The 25649-nt window shown below is 71.9% G+C and carries 21 protein-coding genes; 17 read left to right on the top strand and 4 right to left on the bottom strand.

Annotated features, from left to right (window positions below; translation table 11 throughout):
* The first annotated feature begins 2 nt into the window (after positions 1-2).
* Positions 3-1124: an NAD(P)H-dependent flavin oxidoreductase gene (locus tag H7344_RS07110; protein WP_186345315.1), complete on the top strand. Its 1122-nt coding sequence runs from the start codon at positions 3-5 to the stop codon at positions 1122-1124.
* Between the two features lie 49 nt (positions 1125-1173).
* Here H7344_RS07110 and dctP (H7344_RS07105) read toward each other — a convergent pair whose 3' ends face one another.
* Positions 1174-2418 carry a TRAP transporter substrate-binding protein DctP gene (gene dctP, locus H7344_RS07105; RefSeq protein ID WP_222130342.1) on the bottom strand — a complete coding sequence of 415 codons (1245 nt, stop codon included), beginning with the start codon at positions 2416-2418 and terminating at the stop codon, positions 1174-1176.
* A 188-nt stretch (positions 2419-2606) separates the two neighbouring features.
* Here dctP (H7344_RS07105) and H7344_RS21100 point away from each other — a divergent pair, with 188 nt between their 5' ends.
* Positions 2607-3779 (top strand): cytochrome P450, encoded by a 1173-nt coding sequence (locus tag H7344_RS21100; protein WP_222130341.1) that lies wholly within the window; start codon positions 2607-2609, stop codon positions 3777-3779.
* A gap of 27 nt (positions 3780-3806) precedes the next feature.
* Here H7344_RS21100 and H7344_RS07095 read toward each other — a convergent pair whose 3' ends face one another.
* Both H7344_RS07095 and H7344_RS07090 read right to left on the bottom strand, forming a co-directional pair.
* A complete protein-coding gene (locus H7344_RS07095; protein WP_186345312.1) occupies positions 3807-4289 on the bottom strand; it encodes a nuclear transport factor 2 family protein in 483 nt (160 codons plus the stop codon).
* Positions 4286-5524 carry an NAD(P)/FAD-dependent oxidoreductase gene (locus H7344_RS07090; protein ID WP_222130340.1) on the bottom strand — a complete coding sequence of 413 codons (1239 nt, stop codon included), beginning with the start codon at positions 5522-5524 and terminating at the stop codon, positions 4286-4288. The genes H7344_RS07095 and H7344_RS07090 overlap by 4 nt, the downstream gene beginning before the upstream one ends.
* A 166-nt stretch (positions 5525-5690) precedes the next feature.
* Between H7344_RS07090 and H7344_RS07085 the strand changes: the two genes are divergently transcribed.
* The 13 genes from H7344_RS07085 to H7344_RS07025 all read left to right on the top strand — a co-directional run bounded on the left by H7344_RS07085 (position 5691) and on the right by H7344_RS07025 (position 21100).
* Positions 5691-7133 carry an aldehyde dehydrogenase gene (locus H7344_RS07085; protein ID WP_186345310.1) on the top strand — a complete coding sequence of 481 codons (1443 nt, stop codon included), beginning with the start codon at positions 5691-5693 and terminating at the stop codon, positions 7131-7133.
* Position 7134: 1 nt separating this feature from the next.
* Positions 7135-9270, top strand: coding sequence for an acetate--CoA ligase family protein (locus H7344_RS07080; RefSeq protein ID WP_186345309.1), 2136 nt, complete (start codon positions 7135-7137; stop codon positions 9268-9270).
* Positions 9271-9372: 102 nt separating this feature from the next.
* Positions 9373-10665 (top strand): TRAP transporter substrate-binding protein DctP, encoded by a 1293-nt coding sequence (gene dctP / locus H7344_RS07075; RefSeq protein ID WP_186345308.1) that lies wholly within the window; start codon positions 9373-9375, stop codon positions 10663-10665.
* Positions 10666-10739: 74 nt separating this feature from the next.
* The gene (locus tag H7344_RS07070; RefSeq protein WP_186345307.1) at positions 10740-11360 is read left to right on the top strand and encodes a TRAP transporter small permease; all 621 of its coding nucleotides are present in this window, start codon (positions 10740-10742) and stop codon (positions 11358-11360) included.
* Positions 11357-12925, top strand: coding sequence for a TRAP transporter large permease (locus H7344_RS07065; protein WP_186345306.1), 1569 nt, complete (start codon positions 11357-11359; stop codon positions 12923-12925). The genes H7344_RS07070 and H7344_RS07065 overlap by 4 nt, the downstream gene beginning before the upstream one ends.
* Before the next feature lie 43 nt (positions 12926-12968).
* Complete coding sequence (locus tag H7344_RS07060; RefSeq protein ID WP_186345305.1) at positions 12969-14210, top strand: cytochrome P450; 1242 nt, start codon at positions 12969-12971, stop codon at positions 14208-14210.
* A 1-nt stretch (position 14211) separates the two neighbouring features.
* Positions 14212-14421, top strand: a complete 210-nt coding sequence (locus tag H7344_RS07055) for a ferredoxin (RefSeq protein WP_186345304.1) — start codon at positions 14212-14214, stop codon at positions 14419-14421.
* Between the two features lie 74 nt (positions 14422-14495).
* Entirely contained in the window at positions 14496-17060 is a 2565-nt protein-coding gene (locus H7344_RS07050) for a CaiB/BaiF CoA-transferase family protein (protein WP_186345303.1), read from the top strand.
* On the top strand, positions 17057-17683 hold the full coding sequence (locus H7344_RS07045) for an FAS1-like dehydratase domain-containing protein (protein ID WP_186345302.1): 627 nt from the start codon (positions 17057-17059) through the stop codon (positions 17681-17683). The genes H7344_RS07050 and H7344_RS07045 overlap by 4 nt, the downstream gene beginning before the upstream one ends.
* Positions 17680-18117: a hotdog family protein gene (locus H7344_RS07040; protein WP_186345301.1), complete on the top strand. Its 438-nt coding sequence runs from the start codon at positions 17680-17682 to the stop codon at positions 18115-18117. Before H7344_RS07045 ends, H7344_RS07040 begins: the two co-directional genes overlap by 4 nt.
* Entirely contained in the window at positions 18117-19301 is a 1185-nt protein-coding gene (locus H7344_RS07035) for a thiolase C-terminal domain-containing protein (protein WP_186345300.1), read from the top strand. Before H7344_RS07040 ends, H7344_RS07035 begins: the two co-directional genes overlap by 1 nt.
* A gap of 10 nt (positions 19302-19311) precedes the next feature.
* Positions 19312-19713, top strand: coding sequence for a Zn-ribbon domain-containing OB-fold protein (locus H7344_RS21095; protein ID WP_186345299.1), 402 nt, complete (start codon positions 19312-19314; stop codon positions 19711-19713).
* A gap of 67 nt (positions 19714-19780) precedes the next feature.
* The gene (locus H7344_RS07025) at positions 19781-21100 is read left to right on the top strand and encodes an MFS transporter (protein ID WP_186345298.1); all 1320 of its coding nucleotides are present in this window, start codon (positions 19781-19783) and stop codon (positions 21098-21100) included.
* Between the two features lie 606 nt (positions 21101-21706).
* Here the strand turns inward: H7344_RS07025 and H7344_RS07020 are convergent.
* Positions 21707-22786 (bottom strand): Zn-dependent alcohol dehydrogenase, encoded by a 1080-nt coding sequence (locus H7344_RS07020; protein ID WP_186345297.1) that lies wholly within the window; start codon positions 22784-22786, stop codon positions 21707-21709.
* Positions 22787-22980: 194 nt separating this feature from the next.
* Between H7344_RS07020 and H7344_RS07015 the strand changes: the two genes are divergently transcribed.
* Together H7344_RS07015 and H7344_RS07010 are read left to right on the top strand one after the other, a co-directional pair.
* Positions 22981-24636, top strand: a complete 1656-nt coding sequence (locus H7344_RS07015) for an AMP-binding protein (RefSeq protein ID WP_186345296.1) — start codon at positions 22981-22983, stop codon at positions 24634-24636.
* A 51-nt stretch (positions 24637-24687) separates the two neighbouring features.
* Positions 24688-25575: an HpcH/HpaI aldolase/citrate lyase family protein gene (locus H7344_RS07010; RefSeq protein WP_186345295.1), complete on the top strand. Its 888-nt coding sequence runs from the start codon at positions 24688-24690 to the stop codon at positions 25573-25575.
* The last annotated feature ends 74 nt before the right edge of the window (positions 25576-25649 follow it).

The raw sequence follows: 25649 nt of genomic DNA, 5'->3' as shown, positions 1-25649 counted from the left end.
GCATGCGCACCGCCTTCACCGAGATGGTCGGCGTCCGGCACCCCCTGGTCGGCTTCAGCCGCTCCCCCGGGGTGGTCGCGGCGGTGAGCCGGGCCGGTGGCCTAGGGGTCTTCGCCGCGTCGCCGTACCGGCCCGAGGAGCTGGACGCCCAGCTCGCCTGGATCGAGGAGCAGGCCGGCGGTCGCCCGTACGGCGTGGACCTGCTGGTCCCGCCCGCCACCGAGGGCGGTGCCGACCTGCTGGCCACGCTGCGGGCGCAGATCCCGGAGCGGCACGTGCGGTTCGTGCAGGAGCTGCTCGCGCGCTACGGGATCGAGGCGCCCGACCCGACGCGGGGCAATGGCGCCTCCGACGACACCGTCCGCGGGCTCTCGCCCGAGGGCGTGCACGAGATCCTCGACGTGACCTTCGCCCACCGGGTGGCGCTGGTCGCCAACGGCCTCGGCACGCCCCCGCGCTCCATGCTCGACGGCGGCCGGGCGCACGGCGTCCCCGTCGCCTCACTGGTCGGCGCGGGCAAGCACGCCCGCGCCCAGCTCGACCTCGGCGTCGACGTGCTCGTCGCCCAGGGCACCGAGGCGGGCGGTCACACCGGCACGATCGCGACGATGGTGCTGACTCCCGAGGTCGTGGACCTGGCCGGCGGTGTCCCAGTCCTGGCCGCCGGCGGGATCGCCGACGGCCGGCAGATGGCCGCGGCGCTCGCGCTGGGGGCGAGCGGCGCATGGTGCGGCTCGGTCTGGCTCAACAGCCACGAGGACGTCACCACCCCGGTCGTCAAGCAGAAGCTCGTCGAGGCGACCAGCGCCGACACGGTGCGGTCGCGCTCTCGCACCGGCAAGCCGGCGCGCCAGCTGCGCAGCGCCTGGCACGACGCCTGGGACGGCCAGGAGGCGCCCGAACCGCTGCCGATGCAGCAGCAGCTGCTCCTGGCCAAGGACGCGTGGGCCGAGATCGACCGCGCGGCGGAAACCGGCAGCCCGGGCGCCCGGGAGCTGGAGTCGTTCTTCGTCGGCCAGGTCGTCGGGGCGTTCGGCGAGCTGCGCTCGGCCGAACGGATCACCGAGGAGATCGTGGCCGGCTGCGAGCGCCGCCTGGCGGAGCTGGCCCGGCTCCTGGGGTGAGCCCCCTTGGAGCCGGGCCGACCGCCGCCGGTCAGCTCGGTCAGCTCGGTCAGGACGGGCGATGCGGGAGCAGGATCTCCTCGAAGAAGGCCGCGGCGTACTTCTCCGCGTCGACCTTGTCGGCGGAGTACCAGCTGCCGAACTCGTTGTAGTCGACCTCGTCGGTGTAGCCGAGGTCGGCGACCAGGTCGCGCCACGTGTCAGCGGCCGCCCGGGCGTCCACGACGAAACCCTCGCCGTCGCTGACCTTGCCGGCGCCCGCGAGCTCGGCGAGCAGCTTCTCGTTGGTCTCCTCCAGCGCCGCGCGGGCGTCGTCGGAGAGCGGCGAGAACGTGCCGCCCGCCTTGGCCACCGTGTCGGAGGCCAGCGCGGTGCTCTCCCAGATCTTGTCGGCGACGTTGCCCTTGACGAAGACGTCCAGTCGGTCCCAGAGCAGCTGCCGGGCGACCAGCGGCAGCTCGTCCCAGGTGCTCCGGCTCATCGCCATCGCGCCGGGGGAGAGGGCCAGGCCGACCTCGGGGTCGAGGGTGACGTGCGGGGCGGCGTCGATGATCCCGGCGAGGGCGGCGACGTTCATGCTTGTCATCGAGCAGTCGATGACGCCTCGCTCGAGGCTCTCGAAGAGCTCGGTGTACTGGACCGAGACCGGGCTCGCACCGAGGCCGGACGCCTGCACCCCGACCGACGCGCCGCCCGCGCTGACCTGCGCCCCCTTGATCTCCGCCAGGTCGCTCCGGGGCTCGGAGCAGAGCAGCGCATTGGAGCCCGAGGTGTAGAAGGGCAGCATCATCTTCATGTCGTGGTCCTCGAACTCGGCGAGGACCTCGGGGGTGTCGAAGGCGAGCTGGTTGGGCCACGCGTTCTGCTGGAGGGTGCCGGTCACGGGGGCGTGGTCGGAGAGGACGGAGACCTCCATCAGCGCGGCGTTCACCGGGTACTCCGAGGGCTCGTAGATCGGTAGCACGAGGCCGAGGTCGAGCCGCCCGTCGCGGAGCGCGTCATCGATCTCCTCGGGTGGCGCGATGGCGTTGGAGTAGGCGGTATCGAAGGTGATCTTGCCGCCGGACCACTCCTCGACGGCGTCGAGGTAGAGCTCCATGTAGGAGCCGGTGACGGACCCCTTGGGCGCGGGCGTCTGGGTGTTGAGGACGATCGGCTCGACGTCGGCGAAGGCCTCGGCGTACTCCTCCTGCGACGCTCCGTGCTCCACCTCCTCGCCGCTGTCGGCGGCGCTGCCCGACTCCGAGGCGCAGGCGGCCAGGCCCAGCGCGGGAAGCAGGGCGAGGGCGGTCACCCAGGTATGTCGTGGGCGGTGTGAGGTCATGCGGAGCCTCGATCTCTGGTGGGGCATTCTGCGGCGGATGTGCGCAGATCGTGACGGATAACACGTTGTACCATTGTCATCATTAGCAGGCAATGGTGTACTGCCGCTTCCGTCCATGACGAAAGAAGGCGCCGATGACGCACCCGAGCGGCTGTCCCGTGAGCCATACGAACTACATGCAGGCACGTCCCGCCCTCGAGCACTACGCGCTGCTCGACCGCGAGCGGGAGGAGGGGCCGTTGCTGATCAACGACGCCATGCCGTGGGAGTTCACGATGGTCACGCGGTACGACGAGGTGCGCGCCGCACTGCAGTCCACAGGCTTCTCCTGCGAGGTCACGAACGCGATGAACGTGCCGCGGCAGATCGACATCATCCCGAACATGCTCGACGGCGAGGAGCACATCAAGGTCCGGAAGGTGATCAATCCGTTCTTCTCGCCCGCGGCGGTGAAGCGGATGGAGCCTTTCGCTCTGGAGCGGGTGACCGCGCTGCTCGACGAGCTGCAGCCCGCCGGCTCGTGCGACCTGGTCGCCGACTTCGCGATCCGCTACCCGACCGAGATCTTCCTCGAGCAGATGGGCCTCCCGCTCACCGATGCCGACTTCTTCCTGCCGTGGGTGGAGACGGTCTTCGGCGGCCTGATCGGCACGGAGAAGGAGGCGGCGGCCGCGGCGAGCGCCAAGATCGAGGAATACTTCGACGCAACGGTCGAGGACCGCCGCGCCCACCCCAAGGACCCCGAGCTGGACCTGGTCTCCCGGCTGATCGAGGCGCGGATCGATGAGGAGCCCATCCCGCATCAGGACATCCTCACCATCTGCAAGACGGTGATGCTGGCCGGCCTGGACACCACCCGCAGCGCGCTCGGCTACATCTACCGCCACCTCGCCCTGAACCCGCAGCACCGGCAGCGGATCGTGGACGAGCCGACGGTCATCCCGAAGGCGGTGGAGGAGTGCCTGCGGATGTACCCGTTAGTTTTTCAGGTCGGTCGGCTCGCCGCCAAGGACGTCGACATCAACGGCCACCGGCTCGACCAGGGCACCATCACTTGGCTCGGCATCGGCTCGGCCAACCGGGACCCGCGCAAGTTCGAGGACCCGGAGTCGTACAACCCCGACCGGCCCGGCGTGAACCAGCACCTGGCCTTCGGCCTCGGCCCGCACCGGTGCCTCGGCATGCACCTGGCGCGCCTCGAGCTCGTCCTCGTGCTGCGCGAGTGGCACAAGCGGATCCCGGAGTACCGGCTGCGCGAGGGCGTCGAGCTCATGGAGCGCGGCGGCCAGCTGTCCCTGACTACTCTGCCGCTGGAATGGGAGATGGCCTGACTGACCGCCGGCGTCGGCTGGCCCCGCTCAGCCGCGGGACCAGCCGACGTCGAGGTCGGTGAAGACGTGGGGGGTGATCCGCTTGCGCTGGAACCGCGCGCTGCCACCGACGACCCGCACCTGGTCGGTGTAGGTGCCCCAGCCCAGGGCCGACCGGGCGTCCTCGCGACTGGTGAAGACGAAGTACGACGCCACCTCGACCAGGCCCGGCTGCAGGTGGCGGGTGCGCAGGTTGACCAGGAAGTGCCGCTTGTCGCCGTCGTCGGGGGTGAGGCGGGACCGGTAGAAGTCGGCAATCGCCGCCCGCCCCTCGAACGAGCCCGCCGGCACCTCGAGGACGCCGTCCTCGGTGAAGAGCGCGGCGACCGCCTCGGGCGTCGGGTCGTCGAGGGTCTCGGCGTAGGCGTGCAGGTGGTTGCGGGCGGTCTCGGCGTCCTCCAGCCGCCGGAGCCGTTCGAGCGCATCGGCGAGGAGCTGGTCGGTGGAGCTGGTGCTGGCCGTGCCGGTCATGCGCTCACCTTCTTCTTCGGGGTCCACGGGGCGGCCGCGAGCAGGTCGGCGAGGGCGGTGCCGTCGGCGACCGCCTTGCGGCAGCGGGCGAGCGGCGCCGGCATGCTCATGGCGAAGGCGGCGCGGACGCGGCCCTCTCGGCTGCACACCGCGAGGAAGGAGTGCTCCGCGACGTCGCCGGCCACCACGTCGATCCGGTCCTCGGGGGAGGGGAGGCCCAGCCCCTGGATCTTCACGTCGTACTGGTCGGACCAGAAGTAGGGGACCTCGGTCAGCGGCTTGCGCTCCTCGGGAGCGGCGAGCACGTTGTGCGCGACCACCGCGGCGGTGTCGCCCGCCGAGGTCCAGTGTTCCAGGCGCAGCGGGGTCGTCGCGCCGGGGTGAAGCATCACGGCAGCATCACCCACCACGTGCACGCCCGGCACGGCGGTGGCGCCGTACTGGTTGCAGAGCACCCCGTCGGCTCGTCGGACGCCGGAGCCGGCGAGCCAGGTGGTCTCGGCGACCGAACCGATCGCCACCACGACCACGTCGGTCTCGACGACGGTGCCGTCGCCGAGCACCACGCGCTCGGCGCGGTGGTCGCCGCCAAGCCGCTCGACCGCGACGCCCAGCCGCACGTCGACGCCGTGGTCGCGGTGCAGCTGGGCGACGCCGGCCCCGAGCTCTGCGCCGAGCACCCGCTCGAGGGGCGCGGCCTGCGCCTCGACCAGGGTGACCTCAAGGCCGAGTGCGCGGCCGCCGGCGGCGACCTCGCCGCCGAGCACGCCGGCGCCCACCACGGTCAGGTGCCGGGCGGCGCGCAAGTCGGCCCGCAGTGCCAGGCAGTCCTCGAAGGTCCGCAGCGTGTGGACGTTGGGGTGGTGCTCCCACGCAGGGACGCGCCGGGCCCGGGAGCCGGTGGCGACGACGAGCTGGTCGTAGCTGATCCGGCTGCCGTCCCCCAGCACCACGGACCGCTCGCCGGGGACCAGTGCCTCGGCGCGGACGCCGAGCCGGAGGTCGAGATCGAGCTCGGCGTACTTCTCCGCCGCACGCAGGGCGGGCGGGGCCGCGGGCTCCTCGTCCTGGATCAGGAGCGCCTTGGAGAGCGGCGGGCGGTCGTACGCCGCGTGCGCCTCCTCGCCGACGAGGGTCAGGGGGCCGGTGTGGCCGAGCCGGCGGAGCCGCTCGGCGGTGCGCAGGCCGCTGAGGCCCGCGCCGACGATGACGACGTGGTGTCCCGGTGTCGGCACGGAGGCCGAGGCCGCTGTCCCGCGCGGCGTCGCTGGTGATGTCATGAGAGGTGCCCTCCGCTGGTGGACCTTGTGCTCGGTGTCACATGCTCATAAGATATGTTTCATTATCATGAAAAGCAACCGAGCTTTCACGCCTCGACCACAAGGGAGTCCTCAGGTGTCGATGACCGAACGCCCCGAGCTGTTCATCGGGGGGCGCTGGCAGCAGCCTCGCAGCGGCGAGACGATCGAGGTCCGCAACCCCGCCACCGGTGCGCGGGTCGGTGAGGCCGCCCTCGGCGGCAACGCCGACATCGACGCGGCCGTCGAGGCCGCGCGCGCCTCGTTCGACTCCGGGGCCTGGGCCGACGCCGCTCCCGAGGAGCGGTCCGAGGTGATGCACCGCGCAGCCGACCTGCTGGAGAAGCGCGCCACCGAGCTCGCCGTCAGTATCACCTCGGAGCTGGGCTGCCCGCTGTGGTTCAGCGAGATGGCGCACGTGCCGAACCCGATCCGGCACACCCGCTACTACGCCGAGATGGCCAGGTCGTTCGAGTACGACGAGTACCGCACCGACGGCACCAACCGCAGCCTGGTCACTCAGGAGCCGGTCGGAGTGGTCGGCGCGATCACGCCGTGGAACGGCCCGCTGAGCACGCCGTCACTCAAGCTCGCCCCGTCCCTCGCCGCGGGCTGCTCCGTGGTCCTCAAGCCCCCGCCGGAGACGCCGCTCACGGCGTACGCGTTCGCCGACGCCTTTGCCGAGGCGGGGCTGCCCGAGGGCGTGCTGAGCATCGTCCCCGGCGGCCGGGAGGCCGGCGCCCACCTGGTCGACCACCCCGAGGTGGACAAGGTCGCGTTCACCGGCAGCTCCGCCGCCGGCAAGGCCATCATGGCCGCGGCGGCGTCGCGCGTCGCCCGGGTCACCCTTGAGCTGGGTGGCAAGTCGGCTGCCATCGTGCTGCCCGACGCCGACCTCGACGAGGTCGTGCCGAAGCTGCTGCCGATGGCGATGATGGTCAACGGCCAGGCCTGCATCGCGCAGACCCGCGTCCTGGTCCACCGCTCGATCGAGAAGCAGCTGGTCGAGGCGCTGGCCGCCGCCGTGGCGGCGCAGAAGGTCGGGGACCCGATGGACCCTTCCACCAAGATCGGCCCGATGGTCAGCGAGCGGCAGCGCGAACGCGTCGCCGGCTACATCGAGCTCGGCGAGCAGGAGGGTGCCACCGTCGCCACCGGCGGCGCGCTCACCCTTCCTCCGGAGCTCCAGGGTGGCTGGTTCGTCATGCCCACGGTCCTGGCCGACGTCCAGAACTCCATGCGGGTGGCCCAGGAGGAGATCTTCGGCCCTGTCATGGCCGTCATCGCCTACGACTCCGTCGACGAGGCCGTCGCGATCGCCAACGACTCCGTCTACGGCCTCTCGGGTTCCGTCTGGGGTCCCGACGTGGACGAGGCGGTCGCGGTCGCGCGCCGCGTGCGCACCGGCATGGTCAGCATCAACGGCGTGCCGCAGGCCTACGGGTCGCCGTTCGGCGGCTACAAGCAGTCGGGTGTCGGCCGGGAGATGGGCCCCGAGGGGTTCCGCGCCTTCTTGGAGACCAAGTCCATCGCGGTGGGTCTCTGAGATGGTGAGCCGCGAGGGGCTCGACGCGCTGCTGTCGCCCCGCTCCTTCGCCCTGATCGGGGCCAGCGACAAGTCGACCTTCTCGCTGCTCCTCCACGGCAACCTGGACGCCGCCGGCCACCGGGAGCGGACCTACCTGGTCAACTCCCGCAGCCCCGAGGTGCACGGGCGCGCCACCTACCCGTCGTGCGTCGCGATCGGGCAGCCTGTCGACCTGGCTTTCGTCATGGTGCCAGCGGCGCGAGCCGCCGACGCGATCCGGGACGCGGCCGCCGCCGGCGCCCGCGCGGTCATGGTGCTCAGCTCCGGCTACGCCGAGACCGGTCCCGAGGGGCGCGCCCGTCAGGACGAGCTGGTCGCGCTCGCCGAGAGCCTCGAGGTCGCGATGATGGGGCCCAACGTGCTGGGCCTGGTCAACGTCACGGCCGGCATCCCGGCGATGACGCTCTCCGACCCTCCGACCGAGCCCGGGGGAGTAGCCCTGATCTCCCAAAGCGGCGCCAGCTGCGGGGCGATGAAGGACTTTGCCTCTATGGCTGGGGTCGACCTCTCGCACGTGATCACCGTCGGCAACGAGGCGATGGTGACCGTCGCCCACCTGCTCGACCACCTGGTCGACGACGACTCCGTGCGCGCGGTCGCGATCTTCATGGAGGCGATCCGCGAGCCCGAGCTGTTCGCGCACGCGGCCCGGCGGGCCGCCCGCCTGGGCAAGGCGATCGTCGTGCTCAAGGCGGGGCGCAGCGAGCTGGCCGCCCGCGCGGCGGCCTCCCACACCGGCGCCCTGGTGGGCGACGACCGGGTGATTGACGCCGTCTTCGCCGACCTCGGCGTGATCCGCGTCGACACCATCGAGGACATGCTGGTCACCGCGGGGGTGGCGGCGACCACCGGTCGGATCGAGCGCCCAGGCATGGGCGTGGTCTCCATCTCGGGCGGGGCCTGCGACATCATCGCGGACCTCGCCGAGGCGGCGGCCGCCGAGATCCCCGAGCTCTCGGCGGCCACGACCGCCGCGGTGGCGAAGAAGATGCCGGCGTTCGGCCACGCCCACAACCCGCTCGACGTCACGGGCGCCGCGATCGTCGACGTCGATCTGTGGGAGCACGCGATCGAGGCGGTCGGCAACGACGAGTCGGTCGGCTGCGTCGTGGTGGTCAACTCGTTGCCCTGGCGCGAGGACGGCCGCCCGTTCTACGGCCAGAAGTACGTCGACGCGATCGGCCGCGGGATGAAGGCCTCGGCCGCCCCGGCGCTCTACGTCACCCAGGTGATGCAGCCGATCGGCCGCGAGACTCGTGAGGTGCTGCGCGCCGGGAACGTGCCACACGTGGTGCCCGGGATGCGGGCCGCGGTCGAGGCGATCCAACGCGTCGTGCTCTGGTCCGCCAACGTCGCGCGCGCCGGCCGCGAGCCGGAGCCCGTGGAGCCGCTCGAGGTGCGCCGCGGCCGATACTCCGAGGTGGACGCCCGCGCGCTGCTCGAGCAGGCCGGGGTACCGGTCGTGCCGGCAGCCCACGTCCACTCGGCTGCCGAGGCCGCGGAGGCCGCCGCCCGCTTCGACGGGCCGGTGGCGATGAAGATCGTCTCGGCCGACATCGCCCACAAGAGCGACATCGGGGGCGTGCGCTTGGGCGTCGCCGTCGACGCCGCAGCGGTCGTCTACGACGAGGTGGTGGCCGCGTGCGCCGCGGCGGAGCCCGGGGCCGCGCTCGACGGCGTGCTGGTCTCGCCGATGCGCCCGCCCGCGACGGAGATGCTGGTCGGGGTCACCCGATCGGAGGAGTGGGGCCTCGTCCTGGCGGTGGCGCTGGGCGGCGTCCTCGTGGAGGTGCTCGACGACGCCGCGCTCGCCCCGCTGCCGGTGGACGAGGCGCGGGTGCGCGAGCTGCTGACCGGTCTGAGGGGCGCCGCGGTGCTCCAGGGTGTCCGGGGCCGGCCCGCGGCCGACCTGGACCGGCTGTGCCAGGTGGTGGTCGCCGTGGGCCGCCTCGCCGAGCGCCTGGGCGACGACCTGGACTCGCTCGAGGTCAACCCGCTGCGTGTCCACGGCTCAGAGGTCGAGGCCCTCGACGGGCTGGTGGTCTGGTGCAAAGAAAGAGCCATTGATGCGCATGGACTCTTGACCTCAACCTGAATCTAGGCGAATCATATGCAGGGCGGTGACACACGTCACCTGAGCAATCGAGTCGGGGACCGTTTCGGGACGGCGAGCCGCACGAACGAAGGAAGAACAACCATGGCAGCACAGCGCAGGATCGCCCGGCCGGGTGTCGCGGCCGCGGCCCTCGGCCTCGTCAGCGCCCTCGCCCTCGCCGGATGTGCCGAGGACTCGGGCAGCGGGAGCTCGTCCGGCGGCTCCGGCGAGGGCGTCGAGATTGGCGCCTCGATGGAGGAGTACCAGGAGGCCTTCGCCGACGTCGACCCGATCACGCTCAACACCCAGAGCCCCGGCCCCAAGGGCAGCGCCACGGGTGCCCCGATCGAGAAGTGGGTCGCCGCCGTGGAGGAGTGGTCCGACGGCAAGATCACCTTCGAGGTCGCGTTCTCCAACGCGGTCGCCGAGCCCACCGAGATCGACGACGCGCTCAACGACGGCCGCCTCGACGTGGCCTCGACGCTCCCGATCTACGAGCCCAGCGAGTACCCGGCCAACGTGGCCCTGATCGAGACCGGCTTTATCTCCGACCAGACGGTGATCGCCGGCGCCCTCCAGTCGAACGCCTGGCCCAACGAGGTCGCGTTCCAGAACGAGGAGATCATGCAGGAGTTCGACGACCACGGGATCGTCCCGCTGGTGCCGATCTTCAACTCGGGCTCGCAGATGCTGCTGTGCAGCGAACCCCGGACCAGCCTTGCCGACATCGAGGGCAAGGCGGTCTCGACCTCCGGCACGGCCCAGACCGCGCAGATCAAGGCGCTAGGCGGCTCGCCCGCGACCGTCGCCTACACCGAGGTCTACGAGTCGGTCGAGCGAGGCGTCGTCGACTGCGCCAACGCGACCCTGACCGTCGGCGTCCTCGGCGGCTTCGTCCCCGCGGCCCCGCACGCGACCGTCAACAACGAGACCGGCTTCGCGCTCGCCCCGGGCGGCTGGTCCTTCAGCAAGGACACCTGGGAGTCGCTCCCGCTGGTCGCCCAGCAGTTGATGTGGGACAAGCTGGACGTCTACATCGGCAGCAACATCGAGGACAAGATCTGGCCCAATACGGCCGAGGCGGCCAAGCTGGTGCGTGAGAATGACGGCTCGTTCAACGACTTCGACGCCGACGCGCTCGAGGCCCTCGAGGGCGCCAACGCCAAGCTCCTGGACCAGGTCCGCAACGGCGACGGCGTCGAGGACGCCGAGGGCCTGGTCGACGCGGCCGAGGAGTCCGCGGCGACGTGGTTCGACGAGGTCGAGGCCCTCGACATCCCGGCCGAGGTCGGCTACGAGGACTTCGACCAGAACTTCAAGAGCGGTGACCTCGACATGTCGGTCTACACCGACCTCGTGATGGAGAAGATCTGGTCGGAGCGCCGCCCGTCCTGATCAGCCCTCCCGGCTGCGGTCCGTCCCGAGCGGGCCGCAGCCGGTCCCTTCCCCTTCCACCCCCGGAGGAAGACATGGCCGAGAGCGCCACGCAGTCCAAGCTCCTCGATCGCGGCCTCCAGCTCCTCATCGAGGTGCCGGCCGTCCTTATCACCTTCGTGATGATGGCCCACGTCACGGCGAACGCCGTGATGCGGACCTGGTTCGACAGCCCGATCGACAACACCCTCGAGATGGTCGAGTACTGGTACCTGCCGCTCGTGGCGTTCCTCGGCTTCATCGCGGCCCAGCACCGCGGCCAGCACATCGCTGCGGACCTGGTCTTCCAGATCCTCCCGACCGTCACCAAGCGGTTCGTGCTGGCCTTCGTCTTCCTGCTCTGCGGCGTCGTGGTCGCCGGGTTCGCCTGGTTCGGCTGGGGCGAGGCGGTGCACGCCAAGGAGATCGGCAAGACCGCGGGCGTGAGTGACCTCGTCGCCTGGCCCGCATACTTCCTGGTCCCGCTCGCCTTCGGCAGCCTCACCGTCCAGTTCCTGGTGGCGGCTTGGAAGGCAATCCGGCACCCGGAGGAGGACCACTTCGTCGCCGACGTCGGCGATGCGGCCGTCCTCGACGCGCTCGCCCACGACGGGCCGGTGGCCCACGACGAGGCCGTCCGTCTCGGCCACACGCACACGGCAGGAGGGGGCCGATGAACCCCGGACCGACCAACCCCGTCGACACGCGCCCCGGCGACGACACCGTGGGAGATCCCTTCGTGCAGACCCAGACCGCGGACGCCCCGCCGCCCGCCGCCCCGACGCCGGTGGCGGAGGTCGAGGGCGCGCCGGTCAACCACCGGCGCTCGTGGATCACCTTCGCCATCACCGTGGTGGTGCTGGCCGGGTCGACCACGGCCATGTTCATGCCGCTCGTCCCCGAGGCGATCGGCGTGGCCGCCATCGTCCTGATGCTCGGCCTGATCTTCCTGCGGATGCCGATCGCGATCGCGATGCTGGTCCCCGCCCTGCTGGGCATGTACGCGATGCGCGGCGAGCGCCTGGTCGAGAGCACCATGACCACCCTCGCCTACGGCCAGATCGCGAACTGGACCCTCAGCGTCGTCCCGATGTTCATCCTCATGGGCTTGCTGCTGTGGAAGGCGGGTCTCACCGAGAGCCTCTACAAGGCCGGCCGGTACTGGCTCGGCTGGCTCCCCGGCGGCCTCGCCGTCGGCACCAACCTGGCGGGCTCCGGCCTCGCCGCGGTGAGCGGCTCCTCGGTCGGCACCACCTACGCGCTGGCCAGGATCGGCATCCCCGAGATGCTCAAGGCGGGCTACGACAAGCGCCTCGCCGTCGGTGCCGTGATCGTCGCCGGCCTGCCGGGCCAGCTGATCCCGCCGAGCATCATGCTCGTCATCTACGCCGGCATCGCCGAGGTGCCGGTCGGGCCCCAGCTGCTGGCCGGCGTGTTCCCCGGCCTCCTGGTCGCCGTCCTCTTCACGATCATGATCGTGATCTTCGCCCGCAAGTGGGCGGCCGTGGAGACCGAGCACACCCGCGCCGAGCGCGAGAAGGGCGTCACCTGGGGCATGCGGTTCCAGTCGGCCGCCGCCACCTGGCCGGTGCCGCTGATCATGGGCCTGATCATCTGGGGGATGTTCTCCGGCGTCTTCACCGCCACCGAGGCTGGCGCCGTCGCGGCGCTGTTCTCCCTCTTCATCACGGTGATCTGGCAGAAGCGCAACGCCATGCGGGCGATCATCGACGCCTCCGTCGCCACGGTCAGCAGCGTCGGCGCGATCTTCCTCATGCTGGTCGGCGTCGAGGCGCTGTCGCGGATGTTCACCCTCACCGGGATCAGCAGCGGCTTCGCCGAGCTGGTCGAGGCGATGGACCTCGGCCGGGTCTCGTTCCTGCTGATGATGATGGTCGTCTACATCGTGCTCGGCACCTTCATGGAGCCGCTGCCGATGATGGTCCTCACCATCCCGATCCTGATCCCGACGCTGGCGTCGCTCGACATCTCGCTGCTCTGGTACGGCGTCTTCGCGGTCTTCATGGGCGAGCTTGCGGTGGTCACGCCGCCGGTCGGCATCCTCGCCTTCATCATCCACACGATCACGAAGGAGCCCGAGGTCAATCAGGGCCAGAAGATCACCCTCAACGACGTCTTCATGGCCTGCTGGTGGTTCATGCCGATGGCCATCATCACCACGGTGATCCTGATCCTCTTCCCAGAGATCGCCACCTGGCTGCCGAGCCTCGGCGACAACTAGCCCCGTCGTCCCCCGTCCCCTCCTCGTCAAAAGAGAGATCCCCATGACCGAGACGCAGACCGAGGCCACGTCGGCCGAGGGCGCGGAGCTGACCCACCGCGGCTGCCCCGTCGTCCACACCGACTACACCCAGGAGACCGAGATCTTCGGTCACTACGCCCTTCTGGACCCGGACCGCGAGAAGGCCCGGTTCCTCTTCAACGACACGACGGACCGCGGCTTCTTCATGCTCCAGCGGTACGACGACGTCCGCGAAGGGTTCCAGCAGCACGTGACCTGGACCACCGACGTCCGCTCAGCCCTGCGGCCCGGCTCGTCCAACGAGCGCCTGCTCCCGCAGGACCTCAACGGCCAGGAGCACGTCAAGCTGCGCCGCATCCTCAACCAGTTCTTCGCCCCCGCGGCGGTGCGCCGGATGGAGCAGATGGCGACCGAGCGGTGCATCGAGCTGATCGAGGAGCTGAAGCCCGAGGGCTCGATCGACTTCGTCGCCGAGTTCGCGATCCGCTACCCGACGGACCTGTTCCTCGCGCTGCTCGGCCTGCCGGTCAGCGACGGCGACTTCTTCCTGGAGTGGTCGGAGGACTACTTCAACGCCCTCCTCGCCGGCCGCCCGGCCGAGGCGACGGAGTCGAAGAAGAAGATCATGGACTACTTCGACCAGGCGGTGAACGATCGTCGGGAGAACCCGCTCGACCCCGACCTCGACATGGTCACCCGCCTGGTCACCGCGCGGATCGACGACCAGCCGATCCCGCAGGAGGACATCACCACCATCTGCCTCACGCTGATGCTGGCGGGTCTCGACACCACCCGGTCGGCGCTGGGCTACATCTTCGCCCACCTGGCGACCCACCCCGAGGACCGCCGGGCGATCACCGAGGACCCGAGCCTGGTGCCCAACGCGGTCGAGGAGTTCCTCCGGACGTTCCCCCTGGTGATCCAGGCCGGCCGCGAGGTCCAGGAGCCGGGCGAGTTCCACGGGCTGGAGCTGGAGAAGGGCGACGTGGTCTGGCTGGGCGTGGCCCAGGCCAACCGCGACCCGCGCAAGTTCCCCGAGCCCGACGAGGTCAAGCTGGACCGGGCGGGCGCCAACCAGCACCTGGCCTTCGGCGGCGGCCCGCACCGCTGCCTCGGCATGCACCTGGCCCGCCTCGAGCTCAAGGTGGTCATGGAGGAGTGGCACAAGCGGATCCCGGAGTACCAGATCCCCGACGGCACCGAGCTGCGCGAGCGCGGCGGCCAGCTCACGATGACCAGCCTGCCGCTGGAGTGGGACGTCTGACATGCACATCGCCATCGACGAAGCCAAGTGCATGGGCCACGGACGCTGCTACGGCGTCGCCCCGACCCTGCTGCACGACGACGAGGAGGGGTTCGTCGCCGAGCGCGGACAGTGCTGGAAGGTGCCCGACGAGCTGTTGGGCGAGGCCCAGGACGCCGCCGACGCGTGCCCCGAGGGCGCCATCGAGCTCCTCGAGCAGGCGCCGGCCTGACGACCCGGACGGGCCGGCCCGGGACCCCGCAGCGCGGTCCGGAGCCGGCCTGACCACGTCACCGGACGGACGACATGATCGAACACCTCAAGGTCCTCGACCTCACCGACGAGCGCGGACTGCTCTGCGGCCGGCTGCTGGCCGACCTCGGCGCCGACGTGGTCCAGGTCGAGCCCCTAGGCGGGTCGGCCGCCCGCCAGGCCACGCCGCTCGTGCGGCCCGCCGACCCGGGCGAGGCCAATGAGGTCTCCCTGGCCTGGGAGACCTTCGGCGCAAACCGGCGCGGCGTCGCCCTGGACCTCGACACCGCGCCGGGACAGGAGCGGTTCCGGGCGCTGGCGCGCGCCGCCGACGTCGTCGTCACCTCGATGCCGCCCGACTGGCTGACCGCCCGCGGGCTCGAGCCGGCCACGCTGCGCGCCCAGGACCCGACCCTGGTCTGCGTGACGGTCACCGGGTTCGGCTGGGACGGCCCGAAGTCTTCGTACGCCGACACCGACCTCGTCGTCTGGGCCGCGGGTGGACCGCTCGAGCCGCACCGCGACGGCGACCGCCCGCCGCTGCGGATCAGCGTGCCTCAGGCCTACCTGCACGCCGGCGCGGACGCCGCGGCTGGCGCGCTCACCGCCGTCCTGGCGCGCGCCCGCACCGGGGCCGGCCAGGTGGTCGACGTCTCCGCGCAGGTCTCCGCGGCCGCGGCCACGCTGGCTCGGGTGCTGGCCACCGCGGTCGGCGACGCGAACCCCGAGTGGCAGAAGCAGCCCGTCGGCCGGACCGACCAGTCGGGCAGCGGCGCCGCCACCCCCAACTCGCTGAAGAAGTGGCACTGCGCCGACGGCATCGTCGAGCTCCACCTCTCCATGGGCCCCGCTGCCGGCGCGTTCACCAACCGGCTCTTCGCCTGGATCGGTGACGAGGGCGAAGGCGTCCTCCCGGCCGACGTCGCGACCTGGGACTGGCGCACCGTCCCCGACCGGTTCACCGCCGGCGAGCTCACCACCGACGACCTCGAGCGGGCCCGGGCCGCCGTCCGCGCCTTCCTGCTCACCCGGACCAAGGAGGAGGTCGTCGCGGCCTCCCTGGAGCGGCGGCTGCTGGCGATGGCGATCTACGACAGCGCCGACGTGCTGGCGAGCCGGCACCTGGCCGAGCGCGGCTTCTGGGCCGAGCTCGAGGTGGCCGGCGTCGGGGTCCGGGTCCCGGGCGTCCTCGCCCAGGTCACCGGCGGCCCGGCCCCGTCGCTGCGCCGCCCCGCGCCCCGGTTCGGCGAGCACACCGACGAGGTGCTCGCGGAGTGGCTCCCGCTGGCCCGCCCCGCCGAGGACGCCGCCGAGGACCCCCGCGCCGCCGCCACGAGCACGGCCGCCACGGGCACGGCCGCCACGGGCACGGCCGTGGCCGGCGACCTCGGCCACGACCGCCAGGACGCGCTCGCCGGCCTCAAGGTCCTCGACCTCTCCTGGGTCGTCGCCGGCCCGCTGATCGGCCGCCAGCTCGCCGACTTCGGCGCCGAGGTCGTCCGGGTCGAATCCGGCACGCGCGTCGAGACCGCCCGGCTGATGCAGCCGTTCCACCGGGGCGAGCAGCACCGCGAGGGCTCCGCGCTCTTCGGCAACTGCAACGCCGGCAAGTGGGGCGTGACCCTGGACCTGAAGTCGCCGGAGGGGCAGCGGGTCGCCCGCGACCTCGTGGCCTGGGCCGACGTGGTGGTCGAGTCGTTCTCGCCCGGCCAGCTCGCCAAGTGGGGGCTGGACCCGGCCACGCTGCGTGCCGAGCGGCCCGACCTGGTGGTCCTCAGCACCTCGATCGCCGGCCAGTCGGGCCCGTGGTCCCGGCTCGCCGGCTACGGCAACGTCGGCTCGTCCCTCAGCGGCTTCCAGCACCTCGTGGGCTGGCCCGACCGGCTGCCGCTGGGCCCGTTCGGCCCCTACACCGACTACGTCGGCCCCCGGCTGGCGCTGCCCGCCCTGCTGGCCGCGCTCGAGCGGCGCCGGCTCACCGGCGAGGGCTGCTACGTCGACCTGAGCCAGGTGGAGGCCGGGGTCTTCTTCCTCTCCCCGCAGGTCGCGCACGCGGCGTACGACGGCACGGTCGCCGGGCGCCGGGGCAACGCCGACGTGGCGATGGCCCCGCATGGGGTGCACGCCTGTCGGCCCGAGGACGGCCGCGACCGGTTCGTCGCCGTGGCCGTCCGCGACGAGCAGGACTGGTGCGCTCTGGCCGCCGTCATAGAGCGGCCCGACCTGGCGGCGCGGCCCGAGCTGCTCACCACGGCCGGGCGGCTCGCCGCCAACGAGGAGCTGGAGGGCGCGGTCTCCGCGTGGACGGCGGACCGGTCGGCGGGCGAGGTGGAGCACCTGCTCCAGGCGGCCGGTGTGCCCGCGCACGGGGCGAGCTCTAGCGCCGACTTCCTCACCGACCCCCAGCTGACCTACCGCGGCCACCTCGTCCAGCTGCCCAGCGAGCGGCACGGGACGACCTACGTCGAGGGGCCGCGCTGGCAGCTCTCGGCGACGCCCGGGGGGCCGCGCCGCGCGGCGCCCTGGTTGGGCCAGCACAACGACCACGTGCTGCGGACGCTGCTCGGCTACGACGCCGAGCGGGTCGCGGCCCTGACGCAGGAGGGGGTGCTGGCATGAGCCACAGCACGAGCACGAGCGCAGCCACCGACACGGGCTGGCAGGAGGAGTGGCAGCCGGTGGTCGACGCGGTCGGCCGCGACTTCCTCGACGGCGTGATCACCTGGGGCGGCGACCCGGTCGAGCCGGGGGCGATCCGGCGCTACTTGGAGCCGCTGGAGCTGGACTGCGCGCTGCACACCGACCGGGAGGCGGCCCGGGCGGCGGGCTTCGACGACGTGACCATGCCCTACACCGGCGTGATGCCATGGACGCTACCGGCCGCCTGGGAGCCGGGGCAGGTGCTCTTCGACTCCTACGACCGGGACGCGCAGCCCGTGCGCAGCGCGATCAACGACGCCGGGCTCGGGATCGGGCCCCGCACCACCGGCTTCTTCGGCACCGACGTTGAGATCGACTTCCTGCGCCCGGTGGTCGCCGGCGAGCGGCTCGGCCGGCGCGGCAAGCGGCTGCTCTCCTGCAAGCCGAAGGAGACCTCCGTCGGTCGCGGCGCGTTCCTGACCTTCGAGAGCGAGGTCGTCAGCGACCGCGGGCCGGCCGCGTCAGGGTACCCCGAGGTGGTCGGCCGGATCCGGATCGGCACCTACGCCTACGTCCCGCACGCGAAAGACGGGGAGAGATGACGCGCTACTTCGAGGACGTCACGATCGGCGAGGCGCTGCCGTCGGTGGCCTACCCGCTCACGGTCTACCGGCTGGTGATGGCCGCCGGAACCAACCGCGACTTCAACTCGATCCATCACAACTCCGAGTACGCGCGCGGCACCGGCGCGGAGGAGATGTACGCCAACACCTCGTTCCTCATGGGGACGTGGGAGCGCTGCGTGCGGGACTGGATCGGGACCGAGGGCACGATCCGCGCGCTGCGCGGCTTCCGGATGAAGGCGTTCAACTACGTCGGCGACACCACGACGGTGCACGCCGAGGTCGCCACGACCCGGGTCGAGGACGGCCTGGGCGTGGTCGAGGTCGCGATCCGGTGCGAGAACTCCCAGGGCGTCACGGTGGGGCCCGGTGTGGTCGAGGTGACGCTGCCGCGTCGCGAGGAGGAGAGCTGATGGGTGTGGTCACGCACGAGGCGTCCGGGGGCACCGCGATCGCGGGCCTCGGGATCACCGAGATGGGCAAGGTCTACGGGCGCACGGCGACCGACTTCGCGGTCGAGGCGATCACGCTCGCCGCGGCCGACGCCGGCCTGGCGCTCTCCGAGATCGACGGGCTGCTGGTCAACCCGGGGGTCAAGAACGACACCGACCTCCGGCTCCAGTCCACGCTCCAGATGCGCGACGCCCGGCTGCTGGCGACCATGCAGGGGTTCGGCTCCTCGGCCGGCCAGATGGTGCAGTACGCGTCGATGGCGATCGCCAACGGCATGGCCGACGTCGTCGCCTGCGTCTATGCCGACGCGCCGCTGACGGAGGGCAAGCGCGCGGGGGCGTCGTACGGCGGCCAGAAACGCGCGATGGAGGGCGTCCAGTCGCTCCAGTTCGCCGCCGGCCTCCAGGCCGCCCCGGAGCGGTACGCCGTCGCCGCGCGCCGCCACATGGAGGCTTACGGCACGACGTCGGAGCAGCTCGGCGCCGTCGCCGTCGCCGCCCGCCAGTGGGCGTCGATGAACCCGGACGCCCAGATGCGGGAGCCGATCACCCTCGCCGACCACCAGGAGTCGCGGATGATCGCCGACCCGCTGCGGCTGCTCGACTGCTGCCTGGTCAGCAACGGCGCGGTCGCGATCATCGTCACCAGCTCCGACCGGGCCGAGGCGCTGCGCCAACCCCCGGTGCACGTCTGGGGCTGGGGCCAGGCGCACCCGGGCTACGTCAACCGGCGGGACAGCGAGTTCGGGCTGGTCACCGGGGCCGCGCCCTCGGGCGCCGACGCGCTCGCGATGGCGGGGGTGAAGGTCGACGAGATCGACGTCCGCGAGCTCTACGACTGCTTCACCTACACCACGCTCGTCACCCTCGAGGACTACGGCTTCTGCGCCAAGGGCGAGGGCGGCGAGTTCGTCGCCAGCGGCGCGATCGCGCCCGGCGGCAGCCACCCCACCAACACCGGCGGCGGCGAGCTCTCGTCGTTCTACATGTGGGGGATGACCCCGCTCTCGGAGGCGGTGATCCAGGCGCGCGGCCAGGGCGGCGAGCGCCAGGTGGACAAGCACGACCTCGTCATGGTCAGCGGGAACGGCGGAGTCCTGGACTTCCACTCCACGCTGGTCGTCAGCCCGCACCGGAAGAGCTGAGGAGAAACCCGTGCCGCACTCGCTCAAGGCCGTCGTCCGCGACGGCCACTCGACCACCTTCTTCGAGGCCGCCGCCGAGGGCCGGCTGCTCCTGCGCTTCTCCCCGAGCAGCGGGGAGTGGTCGGAGCCGGCCGCCCGGGTCTGCTCGGTCACCCAGGCCGCGGACCTGGAGTGGCGCGAGGCCTCCGGGGTCGGGAGCCTCGTCTCCTGGACCGTGAAGCCGGGCCGCGCCACCGAGGACCGGCCGGCGGTGCCGACCGTGGTCGGCCTCGTCGAGCTGGAGGAGGGGCCCTGGCTGCCGCTGCAGCTGCCCGACGTCGACCCCGCCGACCTCGCGGTCGGGCGCGCGGTCCGCGTCGAGTGGGTCCAGCCTGAGGGGAGCGAGCATCTCCCGGTCGCCGTCCTCGCCTGACTCAGAGCTGACCGGCGCCTCGGCGCCGGTCGCCCCGGCCCGCGCGTCCGGAGCCCGAGCCACTCCCATGCCTGGGCAGCCGCCCCTGCGGGTCGCGGTGTGGGCCGGGGTGATGCTTGGGATGATCAGCCTCGCCAGCGCCTCGGTGGCGGTGATCCTGCCCGACGTCGTCGACGGCTTCGGCCTGGCCGCCGGCTCGGCCTCGTGGATGATCAGCCTCTACGTGCTGTCGCTCTCGGTCTGCACGGCGCTGTACGGCCGGCTCGCCGACCTCTTCGGCATCCGCAAGCCGCTCGCGGTGGGCGTCTCCCTGCTGGCGGCCGGGTCGGTGCTGGCCGCGCTCGCCCCGACGTACGGCGTGCTCCTGGTCGCCCGGGCGGTCCAGGGGGTGGGCGCGGCGAGCATGCCGTCGCTGCTCAACGCCGCGGTCGAGCGCTCCTACGGGGGCTCGCTGCGCGGCCGGGCGCTGGCCGCGGTCGCGGGCATCGCGATCGGGGTGGGGAGCATCGGCCCGCTGGTCGGCGGCAGCGTCGCCAACCTCGTCGGCTGGCGGGTGGCGCTCGCCCTGCCGCTGGTCGGGCTGGTGGCGATGGTCCCGGTCTGGCGCTGGCTGCCGACCGAGGGGTCGGGCGCGCGGATCGACCTCGTGGGCGCGCTCCAGGTCGTCGTCGCGGCCGCGGGGGTGGTGCTCCTGCTCCAGTCGCCCGGTGCGTCCTGGCCCGCCCACTGGGTGGGCGCAGGCCTGGTGGTCGTCGGCGTCCCGCTGCTGCTGCGGCACGTGCGCCGGGTGCCCGGCGGCTTCCTGCCCCGCGCGGTGCTGGACGACGGCCGGATGCTGGGGCTCGCGGTCGGCGGGGCCGTGGTCCCCGGCGCCTGGTTCGCGCTGATGCTAGTGCTGCCCCTGACCCTGGACGCGCTGGCCTGGGAGCCCTGGCAGGTCGGCGCCGCGATGGCGCCCGGCGCGCTCGCCGGACTGATCGCCTCCAGGGCCACCCCCGCGGTGCTGGCCCGGCTCGGGGGTCCGGACAGCCTGCTGCTCACCGGCATCGGCACCGCGCTGCTCCTGCTGCTCTGCTGGGTGGGGGTGAGCGCCGACCACCGCGTCCTCACCCCGGTGCTGCTGGTGGTCACCAACTTCGGCGTCACGGGCCTCGCGGCGCTCGCCCAGTCGACGCTGATGGGCGAGGTGGGGCACCGGTTCGGGCTCGACGTCCGCGGCGCGGCCATGGGCGTGATGATGCTCGTCTTCATGCTCGGCGCGGCCTTCGGCTCCGCCGCCCTCGGCGGCCTGAGCATCGCCCTCGGGATGGCGCCCGCCGTGGCCGTGCTCGCGTGCGTCTGCCTCGTCGGGCCGGCGCTCGTGCTGATCGCACGACGGCCGGCCTGACCCAGGCGCCCGGTCCGAACGGGCGCGGCTCGAGCTAGCGGATGGAGCAGTACCCCGTGGCAGTCGAGGAGTGGCCGGATGGCACGGTGCCCCTCGAGGTGGGCTGAACGAGCGCGATCACGCCGGCTGGAGGTTCGACGACGCTGTCGTGGACGGCCGCCTCGGCCTGGGCGTGGCGCTTCCGGTCTACGAGCCGTCGGAGTACCCCCGGAACATTGCACTTGGCGACGCCCGATCATCGCGCGGCAGACACCGCTGATCAGTGGCGTGGCCGGCCCCGCTGGATGGTCGACGTCGTCCACGGGGTCACCCGCCATGGTCGAGGAGACCGAGGCGATCGGGTCCTACGTCCTCGCGCCAGCGTTTCAACCATCGGGCGCTCGATGGTCGTCCGCCCGAAGTAGCGGACGGGCCTGACCGACTTCGCGGGTCGGGAGATCCAGGCGATGGGGGGCACGCCGCTTCAGCGCATAGATGGAGGAAGGCGAACGTCTCACGAGTCAGAAGGGCACGACCGTTCGGCAGGACGAAAGGGCCCGGCCCGCCGAGATGCCAGGCGGGGCGGGCCTCCTCCTCTCGGAGTGTTCTCTGTCGGAGCGGCCGGGACTAGAAGGTGACGATCGTCCGCGCGGAGGTGGAGGAGTCGATCTGCTCCAGCGCGTCGCCGACATCGGCGAGGGAGACCGTGCTGCCCATCAGCGGGTCGAGGTCGAGCCGACCCGAGAGGTACATCTCGGCGTAGAGCGGGGCATCGACGCGCAGCTGGGTGCCGCCGAGGCGGGAGCCCTGGAGGCGCTTCTCCTGGAGCATCGCCGAGGCGGGCAGCGACAGGGTGTCGCCCGGGTGGGGGAGGCCGACCACGGTGGCGGTGCCGCGGGTGCGGAGCATGCCGAAGGCCTGCTCGATCGTGGCCGGGATGCCGACGACCTCGATGCAGTGGTCCACGCCGCCGGTCAGCTCCAGGACGGCCTGGACCGGGTCGGTGGTGCTCGCGTCGACCATGTCGGTGGCGCCGAACTGCTTGGCGATCTCCAGCTTGGAGGCCATCCGGTCGATGCCAATGATCCGCGACGCGCCGGCGAGCGCCGCGCCCTGGACGGCGCTGAGGCCCACGCCGCCGCAGCCGATCACGGCGACGGTGTCGCCGAACCGGACCTGCGCGGAGTGGCGGACCGCGCCGAGGCCGGTGATCACCGCGCAGCCGAGGAGGGCGGCCTTGTCCAGCGGCATCTCCTTCGGGATCCGCGCGACGGCGGTCACCTGGACCATCATCTCCTCGGCGAAGCTGCCCACGCCGACGAACTGGCCGACGCCACTGCCGTCGAGGGTGAGCCGGTCGCCGAGGCCCGGCGCGCGGACACGGCCCTGGTCGGCGCAGTGCTGCGGGTGGCCCTTGCTGCACCACTCGCACAGGCCGCAGGAGGCGGCGGGGGCGACGACGACGTGGTCGCCGGGGCGGACGCTCGTGACCTGGCTGCCGACCTCGAGCACCTCGCCCGCGGCCTCGTGGCCGAGGATGGCGGGGATCGGCATGGAGGGGATGCCCCCGGTCTGGCCGTGGCGGTCGGAGTGGCAGACGCCGGTGGCGGCTGTCCGGATACGGACCTCCTGGGGGAGGATGTCCCCGACGGTGACGTCCGCGATCTCGGGACGTCCGTCGAACTCGGTCAGCACTGCAGCCTTCATGTCCCGGGGGCTCCTGTCTTCGTGGCGGTGCGGGTCGAGGGTCCGGCCCGGGGACCGGGACCCGCCCTTGACCGGCTTCGACCCCCAGCCTATATTGCTGATCATCAAAAGCATAGATCGAAGGAGCACCTTCGGTAAGTGCCGCGGCCGATCCGTTCGGCGGCCGTTCGAGCTCAGCAGCAAGGGACAGAACCGTGAGCTTCCGCTACTACCGCGACCTCAAGCCGACCTTCTCGGCCCGCAGCCAGTGGGCCCTGCCCACCGTGCTCCGGCACCATGCCGCCGAGCGTCCCGACTCAGTGTGGCTCGATGCCCCGGAGGAGGAAGCCACATGGACGTACGCCGAGATGCTGGCCTCCGCCGAGCGCGTAGGCCGCAACTTCCTCACCCAGGGCGCCAGCGTCGGCGACCGGGTGGTCCTCGTCGCGGCCAACTCGTCGCGCTTCGTCCGGACCTGGATCGGGACCGCTGTGGCCGGCCTGGTCGAGGTGCCGATCAACACGGCGTACGAACACGACTTCCTGGCGCACCAGGTGCGCACCGTTGAGGCCCGCCTCGCCGTCATCGACGACGTCTTCGCCGAGCGGTTCGTCGCGATCAAGGAGGCCGCGAAGGACATCACCAAGTTCTGGGTGATCGACACCGGCCAGCAGGACAAGGCGATCGAGGTGCTCCGCGAGGCCGGCTGGGAGGCCGCCCCCTGGGACGAGCTCGAGGCCGACCTGCCCGCCGGCACCAGCGTCGAGCTGCCCGACGTGCAGCCGCAGGACCTCGCCTCGGTGCTCTTCACCTCCGGCACCACCGGCCCGTCCAAGGGCGTGGCGATGCCGCACGCGCAAATGTACTTCTTCGCCGACGAGTGCGTCTCGCTCGTCCGGCTGACCGCCGACGACGCGTGGATGACGGTGACCCCGCTCTTCCACGGCAACGCCCAGTTCATGGCGGCGTACCCGACGCTGGTCGCGGGGGCCCGGTGCGTGCTCCGCAGCCGGTTCTCCGCGAGCCGGTGGATCGACCAGATCCGCGAGAGCCGGGTGACGGTCACCAACTTCATCGGCGTGATGATGGACTTCATCTGGAAGCAGGACCGCCGCGACGACGACGCGGACAACCCGCTGCGGGTCGTCTTCGCCGCGCCGACCGCCGCCACCCTCGTGCAGCCGATGAAGGAGCGCTACGGGATCGACGCGTTCGTCGAGGTCTTCGGCCTCACCGAGACCTCCGCGCCGATCATCTCGCCGTACGGCGAGGACCGCCCCGCGGGTGCCGCCGGCCTTGCGGCTGACGAGTGGTTCGAGGTGGCGCTCGTCGACCCGGCCACCGACGAGCCCGTCGCCGTGGGCGAGATCGGCGAGCTGGTGATCCGGCCGAAGGTGCCGTTCATCTGCTCGATGGGCTACTACAACATGCCCGACAAGACGGTCGAGGCATGGCGCAACCTGTGGTTCCACACCGGCGACGCGCTGCGCCGCGACGAGGACGGCTGGTTCTACTTCGTCGACCGGTTCAAGGACGCGCTGCGCCGCCGAGGGGAGAACATCTCCTCCTACGAGATCGAGACCTCGATCCTCTCCCACCCGGCCGTGGTCGAGACCGCGGTGATCGCCGTCCCGGCGTCCACCGAAGCCGGCGAGGACGAGGTGATGGCCTACGTGATCACCCAGAGCGACGTCACCGCGGAGGAGCTGTGGGAGCACTGCGACGGGCGGATCCCGTCGTTCGCGGTCCCGCGCTACCTGAGGTTCGTCGACGAGCTGCCCAAGACGCCGTCGCAGCGGGTGCAGAAGGCCAAGCTGCGCGAGCTCGGCGTCACCGAGGACACCCGGGACCGCACGCCCGACAACCGCTGAGCCGACCGCCCGAGCTGCCCCGCCTGAGCCGACCCGCCTGAGGAGCCTCCTGTGCACCCCTACCGCTCGATCCTGTTCGTCCCGGCGCACAAGCCCGAGTGGGCGCGCAAGGCGCTGGCCTCCGGGGCCGACTGCATCGTGGTCGACCTCGAGGACTCTGTCCCGGTCGACCTCAAGGAGTCGGCCCGCGACACGGCGCGCAAGACGCTCGCCGAGCTGCGCGCGGAGTCCGAGCACGTGGGGCTCTTCGTCCGGCCCAACGCGCTGGACACCAAGATGTCGGGCGCCGATCTCGAGGCCGTGGTCTGCCCCGAGCTGACCGGCCTCTTCACCCCGAAGATCCGCAACGCCACCGACGTGGTCCGGTGGGAGACGCTGATCGACTGGTTCGAGGCGCGCAACGGCGCCGAGGGCTTGGAGATGATCGTCCCGGTCGAGATGGTCGACGCGATCACCAACGCGTTCGAGATAGCTTCCGCGTCGCCGCGGGTCGGGGCGATGATCGGGCCAACGTCGGAGCACGCCGACATCGCCCGGGCGGTCGGCTACCGGCAGTCCCGCGAGGGCAGCGAGACGCTCTACCTGCGCAGCCGGATCCTGCTCGCCTGCCGGCAGTACGGGCTGCACGCCCTCACCGGCCTGTGGGAGGACCTCGGCGACCTCGAGGGGCTGCGCGCGTTCGCCGATTACGGCCTCCAGCTCGGCTTCCGCGGCCAGGTGCTGATCCACCCCTCGCACGTGCCGGTGGTGCACGAGGTCTACACCCCCTCCGACGAGGAGGTCGCCTACTACGAGGACCTCGTCGCGACCATGGACAGGGCCGTGGCCGAGGGCCACGGCGCGGTCCGCTTCCGCGGTACCCACGTCGACATCGCGCACGCCGAGAAGGCGCGCGACTGGCTCGCCCACGCCCGGCTGGTCCGCGGCGAGATGCGCTGACCCGAAGACCGACAGACACAGGACAGACACAGGACAGACACAGTCCCGCGCCTCGCGGCCGGCGTACGCCGCCC

This window comes from Nocardioides deserti (assembly GCF_014266025.1).
GTDB classification, from domain to species: domain Bacteria; phylum Actinomycetota; class Actinomycetes; order Propionibacteriales; family Nocardioidaceae; genus Nocardioides; species Nocardioides deserti.
Note: the sequence above shows the minus strand (reverse complement) of the source record. Positions and strands in the feature narration are given on the sequence as shown.

Excerpts from the sequence above, each read along its gene's own strand:
- H7344_RS07095 (WP_186345312.1), bottom strand. The coding sequence starts at position 4,289 with ATGACCGGCACGGCCAGCACCAGCTCCACCGACCAGCTCCTCGCCGAT.
- H7344_RS07040 (WP_186345301.1), top strand. The coding sequence starts at position 17,680 with ATGACGCGCTACTTCGAGGACGTCACGATCGGCGAGGCGCTGCCGTCG.
- H7344_RS07080 (WP_186345309.1), top strand. The coding sequence starts at position 7,135 with ATGGTGAGCCGCGAGGGGCTCGACGCGCTGCTGTCGCCCCGCTCCTTC.
- H7344_RS07055 (WP_186345304.1), top strand. The coding sequence starts at position 14,212 with ATGCACATCGCCATCGACGAAGCCAAGTGCATGGGCCACGGACGCTGC.
- H7344_RS07025 (WP_186345298.1), top strand. The coding sequence starts at position 19,781 with ATGCCTGGGCAGCCGCCCCTGCGGGTCGCGGTGTGGGCCGGGGTGATG.
- H7344_RS07050 (WP_186345303.1), top strand. The coding sequence starts at position 14,496 with ATGATCGAACACCTCAAGGTCCTCGACCTCACCGACGAGCGCGGACTG.
- H7344_RS07110 (WP_186345315.1), top strand. The coding sequence starts at position 3 with ATGCGCACCGCCTTCACCGAGATGGTCGGCGTCCGGCACCCCCTGGTC.
- H7344_RS07020 (WP_186345297.1), bottom strand. The coding sequence starts at position 22,786 with ATGAAGGCTGCAGTGCTGACCGAGTTCGACGGACGTCCCGAGATCGCG.
- H7344_RS07085 (WP_186345310.1), top strand. The coding sequence starts at position 5,691 with ATGACCGAACGCCCCGAGCTGTTCATCGGGGGGCGCTGGCAGCAGCCT.
- H7344_RS07045 (WP_186345302.1), top strand. The coding sequence starts at position 17,057 with ATGAGCCACAGCACGAGCACGAGCGCAGCCACCGACACGGGCTGGCAG.
- H7344_RS07070 (WP_186345307.1), top strand. The coding sequence starts at position 10,740 with ATGGCCGAGAGCGCCACGCAGTCCAAGCTCCTCGATCGCGGCCTCCAG.
- H7344_RS07035 (WP_186345300.1), top strand. The coding sequence starts at position 18,117 with ATGGGTGTGGTCACGCACGAGGCGTCCGGGGGCACCGCGATCGCGGGC.
- H7344_RS07060 (WP_186345305.1), top strand. The coding sequence starts at position 12,969 with ATGACCGAGACGCAGACCGAGGCCACGTCGGCCGAGGGCGCGGAGCTG.
- dctP (WP_186345308.1), top strand. The coding sequence starts at position 9,373 with ATGGCAGCACAGCGCAGGATCGCCCGGCCGGGTGTCGCGGCCGCGGCC.
- H7344_RS07065 (WP_186345306.1), top strand. The coding sequence starts at position 11,357 with ATGAACCCCGGACCGACCAACCCCGTCGACACGCGCCCCGGCGACGAC.